The sequence below is a fragment of the Kitasatospora sp. NPDC004240 genome, from assembly GCF_053603215.1.
Map to the genome: position 1 here is coordinate 1 of NZ_JBSGFD010000242.1, position 11,449 is coordinate 11,449.

The following is an 11,449-nucleotide window of genomic DNA, read 5'->3' on the forward strand; positions in this document are numbered from 1 at the left end:
CACCCCCGGGGGCCGCCGCTCGGTCGAGCGGCGGCCACGGGCGCGTCAGGGGTGCGGGGGCGCGGGCGGTGCGGACGTGACGCCCGTCACCAGCTCCGGACCTGCCGGATGATCCGCCGTCGGAGCCGGACCGTCCGGCTGCCGTCGGGAAAGAGCCGCAGTCTGTCCAATTCCCAGTGCCCGTACTCCGCGTGCTCGGTGAGCAGTTGGCGCGCGGCGTTACGGGTGGTGCCGCGCGGCATGCGCAGCGACTGGTACTCGTACTCCGGCTGCCGGACCGGCTTCGGTGGGGTCAAAACGCTCCTCCTGTGGGACGCCTGCACGCAAGGGTACGGCCTGCCTCCGGCAGCCGGCCGGGGTATTTCCGGCCGCGCTCCCGCGAGGCCCGCCGACCCCAGGACTGACAGTGCATCAGTTCCGTTTCTCCTGTTGACGGGATACCCCGCCCGCCGGCCGCGAAGACCTACCCGTTCGGCCGAAACGGGCGCCGACGGGGCCATGATCGCGGTCACAGATCCACCCGGAACGGACATCCGGGGGGAAGTTGCGGTGAAATCGGGGGTGTAGGTGACAACCGCTGTGCGTACCGGCACCGAGGGGAGATAGCGTCTGCACCATGTCTGATGCCGCGCAGCCCACCCTTGCCGAGGTACGCGCCGCCGCCGAGGCGGTCAAGGCCGCCATCGATCGTCATCTGGAAGCGGTGTCAAGCCCCAGCGCAGCGGACGATCCCGCTGTGTTCGCCGCCTACGAGCAGCTCGCCACGGCGGCCATCGCCTACGACCAACTCCTGTACGAGGTCTACGACGAGGTCACTCCCTTCGAGGTCCCCGGCGACGAGGCCGCCGCCGGGTACCACGGGCCCGACCAGCCCGAGGCGATCAGCGTGCTGATCCGCCGCGACTACCACATCGTCGACGCGGAGCGGCTGCGCGGCCAGGCCGAGCGGCTGGACGACTCGCTGACCCCCGGCGGGGGCGGCACGGGCGGGGTGAACGCGGCGATCGGCGTGCTGTTCGGCGAGTACGAGCCGGACGAGATCGCCGCTCGCAGCGAGGAGTTCGGCCTGGAGGAGGGCGACTCCACGCTCTGGGTCGCCGCCGCCGAGCCGGCCGAGCCGGGGGACTGGCTGCCGGAGCCGTTCGAGCAGGCCGATCCGCGACTGCTGATCTGCCGCTTCGACGTGAGCGAGGTCTACGACGACGAGGACCTCGACGACTGACCCGTACGGACGCGACGGTGGGGCGGTGCCCGGGAGAGGACCCGGACACCGCCCCACCGTCGTACCCGCCCGCGTCACGTCGGCCGGGCGGTGGCCCGTACGGCCGGGGCGCGGTGCGCCTCGGTTCAGTACGCCTGGGCGGCGTTCTCCGCCAGGATCGAGCGCAGCCGGGTGGTGCGCGCCGCCGCCGGGCGTTCGGCGACCGCCTGCTGGAGCGCGGGGCCGGCCGCGTGGACGACCGACAGGTGCCGCTCGGCCCGGCCGAAGGCGGTGTAGACCCACTGCCGGGTGAGCCCGGCGGCCGCGTCGTCGGGCAGTACGACCACCGCGCCCGGCCAGCGGCGGCCGACCGCCTGGTGGACGGTCAGCGCCCAGCCGTGCCGCAGCCGTTCGACCTCGGCGGGCGGTACGGTGCGGCGGGCGCCGTCCGCGTACTCCAGGTGCAGCCCGGTGGCGTCGCCGTCCAGCACCCGGGCCGGGAGGGTGATGCCCGGGGCGGGGGAGTCCACCACCCGGTCGCCCGGGTCGAAGCCGCGGAACCGGCCCGGCCCGGGGTTGAGCCGGGCCTTGGCGGCGGCGTTGAGCGCGCGGGTGCCGGCGCTCCCGCCGTGGCCGGGGGTGAGCAGCACGACCTGCTCCGCGGGGATGCCGAGGGCGCGCGGGATGGAGTCGGTGAGCAGCTGGAGGGCGCGGTGGACGGCCTCGGCGCCGTCCTTGGCGGTCAGGATGACCACCTCCTTGTCGGGCGCCTCGACCGGCTGGAGCTCGCCGATGCCGACGCCCGAGACCAGCTCGCCGATCGGGCCGAAGTCCGGGGTGCGGGAGGCCACCGCGGGGCAGACCTTGGCGGCGGCGAGGTCGGCGAAGAAGCGCCCGGGGCCGGCCGACCAGAGCTGGCCCGGGTCGCCGCTGAGCACCAGACGGGTGCCGTCGGCCAGCGATTCCAGCAGGGTCGCGGCCAGTTCGACGTCCAGCAGCGGGGCGTCCAGGACCACCAGGAGGTCCAGTGCGAGGGTGCCGTCGGGGGCGCGGCCGGGCCCGGCCGCGCCGGAGAGCAGCTCGGCCAGGGTGACGACGGGTACGGCCGCGTGCCCCTCGGCCGGGGCGGCGAAGGCGTCGCGGCCCTGGTCGGTCCAGGTGGCCGCCCAGGCGCGCAGCCCGAGCCCGCCGGCGGCCCGCAGCAGCGCGGCCGGTTCGGCCTTGGCGGCCTCGCCGCCGGTGTGCAGCACCGGCGAACCGTCGGCGACGGCCAGGATCAGCGCCTTGGCGGACGAGGAGGGCGCGGCCTCGGCGGCCGCCGCCCACGCGGCGGGCCCGGGCGCGACGGGGGCCCGCTCCTCGCCGGCCTCCGCCGCCTCCCCTGCCTCCTGCGACTCGGCGTCCTGCGCCTCCTGCCGCTCGGCGTCCCCGGGCTCGTCGGCGTCCTCGCCCGGGGTGAAGGTCGACATCAGCCGGACCAGACCGTCCGCCAGGCTCTCCTCCGCGAGCGCCAGCCGCTCCAGCGCCAGCAGGGTGCGGGTCGGCGCTTCCTCGTCCTCGTCGGAGCCGTGGGCCTCGGGGCCGGTCAGCTCCTCCTGGAACGGCATCACCCGGCCGTCGACCACCACCGCCTGCAACGCGGCGGCCGAGTCGGGCAGGCGGAGCCGGTCGAGGCCGGCCGCGACCTCGCCGATCTCCACCGCCGAGTGTCCGCGCAGCGCGGCCTGCTCGAGGAGCCACGGCACCAGCGCCCCGGCCCGGCGCGGGTCGCCGGGGGTGGCGTCGGCGCCGAGCAGCCCGCGGGCGAAGCCGTCCGCGTGCTCGGGCCGTACGCCGGGCAGGCCGAGGACCGCCCACGGGTCCTCGCGCAGCTGCTCGGCGGCACCCTCGCCGAACGCGGCGAGGGCCGGACCGGCGAGCGAGGCGGGCGCGCCGCCGGCCGTGAGCACCTCGGTGACGGCCCGCAGCGCCTGCTCCCGCTGCTCGTCGGGCCGTACGGCGCCGGCGGTCGGGGCGGGCGGGGAGTGCGGGGCAGGTACGGCGGGGGTGGCCGGCGCGGTCCCGGGCGCGGGAGCGGCCGGCCGGGCGGCGGCGGGTACGGCGGGGGTGGCCGGAGCGGCCGGGGCGGGCGTGATGATCTCGCCCGACCGCCCGACCCCGCGGATCGCCTCCGCGAGCGCGGCGACCCTGGCCGCGCGGTCGTCGCCGCTGGCCGGCCCGGCCGGGGTGCTCTCCGGAGCGCCGTTCTCCGTGTTGCTCATCGTTCGCTCCAAAGGGGTCACTCCAGTGCCGCGCCCGGTCTCACCTGAACGGTGCGGCCGGCCGTCGTCGGTCGCGGGGCGGGCCGGCCGCTACAGCTCGGTCCACTCCTGGTCGGGGTAGCGGTGGACCGGCGCCGAGATGTCGTCGAGCGCACCGCGGATCTCACCCGGAAGCGTAAGCGCCTCCACCGACAGCGCCGCCTGCAGCTGGAGCGGGGTCCGGGCCCCGAGCAGCGCGCTGGCCACCCCGGGCCGGTCCCGGACCCAGGCCAGCGCGACCGCCAGCGGGCTGCTGGCCAGTCCGTCGGCGGCGGTCGCGAGCGCGTCCACGATCCGTCGCGAGCGCTCCCCGAGGTAGGGCTGGACGAAGCCGGACAGGTACGGCGAGGCGCCGCGGGAGTCCTGCGGGACGCCGTGCCGGTACTTGCCGGTGAGCACGCCGCGGCCGAGCGGGGAGCGGGCCAGCAGCCCGATCCCGGCGTCCCGGGCCGCGGGCAGGGCCTCCCGTTCGATGCCGCGCTGGAGCAGCGAGTACTCCAGCTGCGCGGAGGCCAGCGGGGTCCGGCCGTGGTGGGCGCGCTGCCAGGTGGCGGCCCGGGCGAGCTGCCAGCCGCTGTGGTCGCAGACGCCGACGTAGCGGGCACGCCCCGAGGTGACCGCGATGTCCAGCGCGCTCAGGGTCTCCTCGAAGGGCGTGCCCGGGTCGTGCGCGTGCACCTGCCACAGGTCGACGTACTCCGTGCCGAGCCGGCGCAGCGAGGCGTCGAGGGCGGCGAGCAGGTGGCCGCGGGAGCCGTCGAAGCGGCGGGCGGTGCCCGGGACGCTGCCGGACTTGGTGGCGATGACCAGCTCCGAGCGCGGGACCAGGCCGTCGGTGAGGCGGGAGAGCAGGTACTCGGCGCCGCCGTCGGCGTACACGTCGGCGGTGTCGACCAGGTTGCCGCCGGCGTCGACGAAGACCTTCAGCTGTTCGGCGGCCTCGTGCTCGTCGATGTCGCGGCCCCAGGTCATGGTGCCGAGGCCGAGCCGGGAGACCATGAGCCCGGTACGGCCGAGGTGGCGCAGTTCCATCGGACGGCCTCCGCTGGCTGGTGAACTCGCAGGTGGGGAGAGGCTTCTCCCTCGCGGGTGAGCGTAGCGGCCGGTGCCCGGGCAGGGGCGCCGACCCGCAGGGGGCCGGGGCCCGCCCGGCCCGGCCGGATACCGTCGCATGTGACCCGCGACACAGCTACCGACGAGTAGCATCCTGCTCGGACACCCGGTTACGCTCCGGGGCAACCCGACTGGAAGGTGTGGCACCCCATGCGACTCGGCATCAACCTCGGCTACTGGGGACTCGGCATGGACGCCGACAACATCGCGGTCGCCCAGGAGGCCGACCGGCTGGGCTACTCGGTGTGCTGGGCCGCCGAGGCGTACGGCTCCGACGCCGCCACCGTGCTCAGCTTCGTGGCCGCGCGGACGGAACGGATCGACGTCGGTTCGGCCATCTTCCAGATCCCGGCCCGCACCCCCGCGATGACCGCGATGACCGCCGCCACCCTGGACACCCTGTCCGGCGGCCGCTTCCGGCTCGGCCTCGGCGTCTCCGGCCCGCAGGTCTCCGAGGGCTGGTACGGCGTCAAGTTCGACAAGCCGCTCGCCCGCACCCGCGAGTACGTGGAGATCATCCGCAAGGCGATGTCCCGCGAGCGCCTGGTCCACGAGGGCGAGCAGTGGACGCTGCCGCTGCCCGGCGGCCCCGGCAAGCCGCTCAAGCTCACCGTGCACCCGGTGCGCGAGCACATCCCGCTGTACATCGCGGCGATCGGCCCGAAGAACCTGGAGCAGACCGGCGAGATCGCCGACGGCTGGCTCGGCATCTTCTTCGCCCCCGAGCACGCCGCGCTCTCCGTCGAGCCGCTGCGGGCGGGCCGCGCCAAGGCCGGGCGGACCCTGGAGGGCTTCGACCTCTGCCCGACCGTGACCATCTCGGTCGGCGAGGACATCGAGGCCGCCGCCGACGCCCAGCGCTCCTACGCCGCGCTCTACATCGGCGGCATGGGCTCCAAGGAGAAGAACTTCTACAACCAGCTCACCCGGCGGATGGGCTTCGAGCAGGCCGCCGACGAGATCCAGGAGAAGTACCTCGCCAAGGACTACGCGGGCGCCGCGGCCGCCGTCCCGCACGACCTGATCGACGCGACCTCGCTGCTCGGCCCGGTCGAGCGGATCGCCGACCGGATGCAGGCCTACGCCGACGCGGGCGTCACCACGCTGACCCTCGCCCCGGCCGGCTTCACCCTGGACGACCGGCTGCACGCGCTGCGCACCGGCGTGGAGGCGCTGGAGCGCGCCGGCCTGGCCTGACGCCCGCCGGGTGAGGGGTGGCGGTGGCCGTCACAGCCAGCCGTGCCGTTTGAAGATCCGGTGCAGCAGCAGGCAGACCACCGCCATCAGCCCCAGCACCGCCGGGTAGCCCCAGGGCTGGCGCAGCTCGGGCATCTCGTCGAAGTTCATCCCGTACACGCCCGCGATCAGCGTCGGCACCGCGGCCAGCGCGGCCCAGGCGGAGATCTTCCGCATGTCGTTGTTCTGCTGCACGCTGACCTGGGCCAGGTGGGCGCCGAGGATGTCGGTGAGCAGCCGGTCCATGCCCTCCACCTGGTCGTTGGTGCGCGCCAGGTGGTCGGCGACGTCCCGCAGGTAGGGGAGCGCCTCGGGACGGACGAACGGCACGCCCCCGCGTGCGAGGCGCAGCATCGGATCGAGCAGCGGGCCGGTGGCGCGCCGGACGGTGACCAACTGGCGCTTGTAGCCGTAGATCCGGCCGGCGGTGTCGCGGTCGGCCCGGCCGGGGGCGAAGGTGTCGGCCTCCAGTTCGTCGAGGTCGCCCTGGAGCGCCGCGGCGACGTCCATGTGGCCGTCCACGACGGTGTCGCAGACCCGGTGCAGCACCGCGCTCGGCCCGTACCGCAGGACCTCGGGTTCGGCCTCCAGCTCCTTGCGCAGGCCGCTCAGCGGGGTGTCGGCGCCGTGCCGGACGGTCATCACGTAGGCGTCGCCGACGAAGACCATCACCTCGCCGGTGGTGACCGCGTAGCCGCCGGGACGGTGGCCGAGGGTCTTGAGGCTGAGGAACAGCGAGCCGTCGTAGACCTCCAGCTTGGGCCGCTGGCGGGCGCTGACGGCGTCCTCGACCGCCAGCGGGTGCAGGGCGAACTCGTCGCTGACCAGGGCCAGTTCCTCGGCGGTCGGCTCGAACAGCCCTATCCACAGGAAGCTGCCGTCGCCGGCCGCCCGGGCGGCGGCCAGGGCGTCGGAGTAGTCCGCGGGCCCCTCGGTGCGGCGTCCGGCCCGGTAGATGGCGCAATCGACGATCATGCGGGCCATTGTCGCCCGCCGACGGCCCGGGCGGGAGCGAACCGGCCGGAACCGGGCCCGGAACGCCCGGGCCGAAACCCGGGCCCGGGCCCTCTCCCGCCCCCCGAGGCCGTAGGCTGAGCCCCATGCCCACCCTGCTGCTCGTCCGCCACGGCCGCTCCACCGCCAACACCGCCGGGATCCTGGCCGGTTGGACGCCCGGGGTGGACCTGGACGACACCGGGCGCGGGCAGGCCGCCGCGCTGGCCGGCAGACTCGCCGGCGTCCCGCTGGCGGCGGCCGTCAGCAGCCCGCTGGAGCGCTGCCGGCAGACCCTGGCCCCGCTGCTGGCCGCCCGGCCCGAGCTGGGCGAGCCGGCCCTGGACGAGCGGCTCGGCGAGTGCCACTACGGCGAGTGGACCGGCCGCCCGCTCTCGGAGCTGGCCGAGGAGCCGCTCTGGCGGACCGTGCAGGACCACGCGGCGGCGGCCGCCTTCCCCGGCGGTGAGTCGCTGCGCGAGCTGAGCCACCGTACGGTCGGCGCGGTGCGCGAGTGGAACGCCGAGGTCGCCGCCGAGCACGGCGAGGACGCGGTCTGGATCGCCTGCTCGCACGGGGACGTGATCAAGGCCGTGGTGGCCGACGCCCTCGGCCTGCACCTCGACCACTTCCAGCGGATCAACGTCGACCCCTGCTCGGTCACCGCGATCCGCTACACCCCGCGGCGGCCCTTCGTGCTGAGAATGGGCGACACCGGCGACCTCGGCTCGCTGGCGCCCCGGCCGCGCCCCGCGGAGGGGCCCGCCGGGGACGCCGTGGTCGGTGGCGCCACCGGCGCCTAGGACGGGTGCCGGGGGCGGCCCCGGCACCCGCCCGGCCCCGCCCCGGGGACCCGCCCGGCACCGGTCCGGGCTCCCCGGGCATGCCCATGAGGTCGTAGGGTGGCTAACGAGCCCCGAGCGGCACCGTGAGCGGCGCCCGGTACGGCCAGCACCACCGCACGAGCACCACCGCATCAGCACCACCGCGCAGTACCGCGGAACGGCACTTTCGTGCCGCCCCGCGCCGACACCAGAACGAGCGAAGCGATCCGGAGCGAGAGCGTGCCCCGTCAGGTCTTCTACTACGACCAGCCCGAACGGTTCGTGGCCGGCACCGTCGGCCAGCCCGGCGCGCGGGCGTTCTACCTCCAGGCCAGCGCCCGCGGCCGGATCACCAGCGTGCTGCTGGAGAAGACACAGGTCGCCGCCCTCGCCGAGCGGATCGACGAGGTCCTGGACGAGGCGCTGCGGCGCAGCGGCGGCGGCACGGCGATCCCCGCGGCCGCCCCGCAGGACCTGCTGGACACCGCGCCGCTGGACCTGCCGCTGGAGCAGGAGTTCCGGGTCGGCACCATGGCGCTGGCCTGGGACAGCAACGACGAGTGCCTGGTCGTCGAGGCGCAGGCCGTGGTCGAGCAGGACGAGGACGAGGAGGACGTCGACCCGACCTTCGACGACGACGAGGAGGGTCCGGACATGCTGCGGGTGCGGCTGTCCGGCGCGATGGCCCGGGTCTTCGCCAAGCGGGCGCTGGACCTGGTCGCGGCCGGCCGCAAGCCCTGCCCGTTCTGCAACCTCCCGCTCGATCCGGAGGGCCACCTGTGCCCGCGCGCGAACGGCTACCGGCGCTGAACACCGACCTCGTCCCCGAGGCGGACCCGGTGGCCGGGGCCGCGCTGGCCGCCGACGTCCCCACCGCGCTGCGCCTGCTGCGCGAGGGCGCCCTGACCGTCCACGGCCGTCTCGGGGACGCCTCCAACGCCGCGCTGTACTGCACGGTGACCCTGGACGGGCTGAGCGCGCAGGCCGTCTACAAGCCGGTGGCCGGCGAGCGCCCGCTCTGGGACTTCCCGGACGGCACCCTGGCCGGGCGCGAGGTCGCCTCGTACGAGCTGTCCGCGGCGACCGGCTGGGCGCTGATACCGCCGACCGTGCTGCGGGACGGCCCGCACGGCCCGGGCATGGCCCAGCTGTGGGTCGAGCCGGACCCGGCGGCGGACCCGCTGCTCGCCCTCCAGGACCCGGCCGGGCCCGAGGAGGGCTGGCTGCCGGTCGTCCTGGCCGAGGTCGGCGGCGGGCGCACCGCCCTGCTGGTCCATCCGGACGACGCGCGGCTGCGCCGGCTCGCCGTGCTGGACGCGGTGCTGAACAACGCCGACCGCAAGGGCGGCCACCTGATCCCGGCCGCCGACGGGCGGATCTACGGCATCGACCACGGCGTCACCTTCAACACCGAGGACAAGCTGCGCACCCTGCTGTGGGGCTGGGCCGGGCAGCCGCTGCCCGCCGAGGCGACGGCCGTGCTGGAGTCCCTGGCCGGGCGGCTGGACGGTGACCTCGGCGAGCTGCTCGCCCCGCACCTGACCGCCGCCGAACTCGACGCCACCCGCGCCCGGGTGGCCGCCCTGCTGGGCAGCGGTACCCACCCGCACCCGTCGGACGACTGGCCGTCCATCCCCTGGCCGCCGATTTAAACTGTATTGGTCTGGACCTGTGGGGCCGTCCGGCCGCAGGCTGGTCCGATGGACGACCGACCGACCACCCCCACCGCCCGCCGGAGCCCGCGGTGAGCGCCCGTACGGCCGACCTCCCGCTGCACCGGCTGGAGGTCCCGCTGCCGCACGTACTGCCCTTCGCGATCGGCTCCTTCGACACCATCGGGCCGCTCTCCCGGGCCGGATTCCCCCACCGGCACTCCTTCTTCGAGATCGTGCACGTCACCGCCGGCACCGGTGCCCACGTCCTGGACCTGGTCCGCCGGCCGCTGGAGCCACCGCAGTTGTGCGTCATCGCGCCCGGTCAGGTGCACTACTGGGACGACGTGCGGGGCCTGACCGGGCAGGTGGTGCTCTTCAACGAGGACTTCCTGCTCGACCATCCGCAGGACCTCGGCGCGTTACGCGCCCTGGCCGACAGCCCGCGTCCCGCCCTGGGGCCGGAGGCGGGCCCGATCGCCGCGCTGCTGGGCGAGATGGAGCACGAGTACCGCGCCCTGCCGACCGGCTACCCCGGGGTGCTGCGCGCCTACCTGCACATCCTGATCGTCCGGGCGCTGCGGGTGGGTGACGCCGGCGGTCACCCCGCCGCGCCCGGGCGTACGGCCGAACTCGCCGACGCCTTCACCCGGTTGATCGGAGGCCCCGGCGGGGCGCAGCGCACGGTGACCTCCTGCGCCCAGGAGTTGGGCGTCTCGCCGGGCCATCTGCAGGCGCTGGTCAAGGACGCCACCGGCCGCACGCCGGGTCGGCTGATCCGCCAGCAGCAGACCCTGGAGGCCAAACGACTGCTCGCCTGCACGGATCTGACGATCCGCCAGGTGGCGAAGGAGGCCGGCTTCGGGGATCCGGCGTACTTCTGCCGGTTCTTCCGGCGGGAGACCGGGCTGACCCCGGGGGAGTTCCGGACGGGGGTCGGAGGAAATCACCACGATCCCCGGATCGAGTCCATCGCGGCGGCCCCGGGCGGCCCGTAGGTTGGCTGCTGGCCACCGGTGGCCGCCCGGTTCTCCGGGTCCGGGCGGGCATCGGCCCGGTCCTTGTCATGCCCCCACCATGGCAAGGGCCGCCCACCCGTTCGACCACCCCCACCACCACCGAAGGAGTCGGCGCATGCCCGCACCCGAAGAGCCCACGGCCGGGCCCGAGGGCCTGATCGACCGCCGGATCAGCCGCAAGACCGTCCTCAAGGCCGCCGCCGTCGTCGGCACCGCCCCGCTGCTGGTCGGCGGCGGCGTGGCCCTCGCCCGCGACCAGGCCGGCACCGGCCAGGCCCCCGGCCTGACCCCCGAGTGCCACGACGGCGACGCCCCGACCATCGAGCAGACCGAGGGCCCGTACTTCAAGCCCAACTCCCCGCTGCGCACCTCCCTGGTGACCGCGAACACCCCGGGCACCCGGCTCACCGTCAGCGGCTACGTGTTCGGCCGGGCCTGCCTGCCGATCGCCAACGTGCTGATGGACTTCTGGCAGGCCGACGTCAACGGCGCCTACGACAACGCCGGCTACACCTTCCGCGGCCACCAGTTCACCAACGCGCAGGGCGCGTTCAGCCTCACCACGATCGTCCCCGGCCTCTACCCGGGCCGCACCCGGCACATCCACGTCAAGCTGCAGGCGCCCGGCCGGCCGGTGCTCACCACGCAGCTGTACTTCCCCAACGAGCCGCGCAACAGCACGGACACCATCTACGACGCCCGGCTGCTGATGAACGTCCGTCAGGTCGGATCGGCGAAGGAGGGCACGTACGACTTCGTGCTGAACGTCGCCCAGACGCCCAGCCCGACCCCCACCGGGCCCACGCCCACCCAGACCCAGACCACCCCGCCCGGCGGCACCTGGACCGCGGGCGCGTCCTACCGCGCGGGCGACCGCGTCACCTACTCCGGCGCCTCCTACGAGTGCCTCCAGGCACACACGGCCTACCCGGGCTGGGAGCCGCCGAACGTACCGGCCCTCTGGAAGCGCCTGTAGCGGCTCCGGGCGCTGCACCAGCGGGTCGCGCGCCCGGCCGGCGGCAGGGCCGGCCGGGCGCTCCTCCGTGCCCGCGATCCCTCCGGGGCGCCGTTTATTCCCCCCCGGGCGGAGCAACACCTTCCGGAAGGCATC

General features: G+C 75.2%; 11 protein-coding genes. 7 read left to right on the forward strand and 4 right to left on the reverse strand.

From position 1 onward, the window contains the following. Nucleotides 1-86: 86 nt before the first annotated feature. The gene (locus ACWEQL_RS37210) at nt 87-296 is read right to left on the reverse strand and encodes a DUF5703 family protein (RefSeq protein ID WP_280681853.1); all 210 of its coding nucleotides are present in this window, start codon (nt 294-296) and stop codon (nt 87-89) included. A gap of 320 nt (nt 297-616) precedes the next feature. Here ACWEQL_RS37210 and ACWEQL_RS37215 point away from each other — a divergent pair, with 320 nt between their 5' ends. Continuing rightward, nucleotides 617-1,222, forward strand: coding sequence for a hypothetical protein (locus tag ACWEQL_RS37215; RefSeq protein WP_452155129.1), 606 nt, complete (start codon nt 617-619; stop codon nt 1,220-1,222). A gap of 125 nt (nt 1,223-1,347) precedes the next feature. Here the strand turns inward: ACWEQL_RS37215 and ACWEQL_RS37220 are convergent, their stop codons facing one another. Further along, nucleotides 1,348-3,462, reverse strand: a complete 2,115-nt coding sequence (locus ACWEQL_RS37220) for an ATP-binding domain-containing protein (protein WP_452155130.1) — start codon at nt 3,460-3,462, stop codon at nt 1,348-1,350. Nucleotides 3,463-3,552: 90 nt separating this feature from the next. Then, nucleotides 3,553-4,533 (reverse strand): aldo/keto reductase, encoded by a 981-nt coding sequence (locus ACWEQL_RS37225; protein WP_452155132.1) that lies wholly within the window; start codon nt 4,531-4,533, stop codon nt 3,553-3,555. A 231-nt stretch (nt 4,534-4,764) separates the two neighbouring features. On the opposite strand from ACWEQL_RS37225, the gene ACWEQL_RS37230 reads away from it, so the two are divergent. Next, entirely contained in the window at nt 4,765-5,811 is a 1,047-nt protein-coding gene (locus ACWEQL_RS37230) for an LLM class F420-dependent oxidoreductase (RefSeq protein ID WP_452155134.1), read from the forward strand. 30 nt (nt 5,812-5,841) lie between these two features. On the opposite strand, the gene ACWEQL_RS37235 is transcribed toward ACWEQL_RS37230, so the two are convergent. Then, nucleotides 5,842-6,834, reverse strand: a complete 993-nt coding sequence (locus tag ACWEQL_RS37235) for a magnesium and cobalt transport protein CorA (protein ID WP_452155136.1) — start codon at nt 6,832-6,834, stop codon at nt 5,842-5,844. A 116-nt stretch (nt 6,835-6,950) separates the two neighbouring features. Between ACWEQL_RS37235 and ACWEQL_RS37240 the strand changes: the two genes are divergently transcribed. The 5 genes from ACWEQL_RS37240 to ACWEQL_RS37260 all read left to right on the forward strand — a co-directional run bounded on the left by ACWEQL_RS37240 (nt 6,951) and on the right by ACWEQL_RS37260 (nt 11,314). Then, nucleotides 6,951-7,646 carry a histidine phosphatase family protein gene (locus tag ACWEQL_RS37240; protein WP_452155138.1) on the forward strand — a complete coding sequence of 232 codons (696 nt, stop codon included), beginning with the start codon at nt 6,951-6,953 and terminating at the stop codon, nt 7,644-7,646. A 261-nt stretch (nt 7,647-7,907) separates the two neighbouring features. Continuing rightward, nucleotides 7,908-8,477: a DUF3090 domain-containing protein gene (locus ACWEQL_RS37245; RefSeq protein WP_452155140.1), complete on the forward strand. Its 570-nt coding sequence runs from the start codon at nt 7,908-7,910 to the stop codon at nt 8,475-8,477. Next, a complete protein-coding gene (locus ACWEQL_RS37250; RefSeq protein WP_452155142.1) occupies nt 8,447-9,319 on the forward strand; it encodes an SCO1664 family protein in 873 nt (290 codons plus the stop codon). The genes ACWEQL_RS37245 and ACWEQL_RS37250 overlap by 31 nt, the downstream gene beginning before the upstream one ends. A gap of 92 nt (nt 9,320-9,411) precedes the next feature. Continuing rightward, a complete protein-coding gene (locus tag ACWEQL_RS37255; RefSeq protein ID WP_452155144.1) occupies nt 9,412-10,317 on the forward strand; it encodes an AraC family transcriptional regulator in 906 nt (301 codons plus the stop codon). 136 nt (nt 10,318-10,453) lie between these two features. Continuing rightward, nucleotides 10,454-11,314, forward strand: a complete 861-nt coding sequence (locus ACWEQL_RS37260; RefSeq protein ID WP_452155146.1) for a dioxygenase family protein — start codon at nt 10,454-10,456, stop codon at nt 11,312-11,314. Nucleotides 11,315-11,449 lie beyond the last annotated feature (135 nt).

Excerpts from the sequence above, each read along its gene's own strand:
- ACWEQL_RS37215 (WP_452155129.1), top strand. The coding sequence starts at position 617 with ATGTCTGATGCCGCGCAGCCCACCCTTGCCGAGGTACGCGCCGCCGCC.
- ACWEQL_RS37220 (WP_452155130.1), bottom strand. The coding sequence starts at position 3,462 with ATGAGCAACACGGAGAACGGCGCTCCGGAGAGCACCCCGGCCGGGCCG.
- ACWEQL_RS37225 (WP_452155132.1), bottom strand. The coding sequence starts at position 4,533 with ATGGAACTGCGCCACCTCGGCCGTACCGGGCTCATGGTCTCCCGGCTC.
- ACWEQL_RS37230 (WP_452155134.1), top strand. The coding sequence starts at position 4,765 with ATGCGACTCGGCATCAACCTCGGCTACTGGGGACTCGGCATGGACGCC.
- ACWEQL_RS37235 (WP_452155136.1), bottom strand. The coding sequence starts at position 6,834 with ATGGCCCGCATGATCGTCGATTGCGCCATCTACCGGGCCGGACGCCGC.
- ACWEQL_RS37240 (WP_452155138.1), top strand. The coding sequence starts at position 6,951 with ATGCCCACCCTGCTGCTCGTCCGCCACGGCCGCTCCACCGCCAACACC.
- ACWEQL_RS37260 (WP_452155146.1), top strand. The coding sequence starts at position 10,454 with ATGCCCGCACCCGAAGAGCCCACGGCCGGGCCCGAGGGCCTGATCGAC.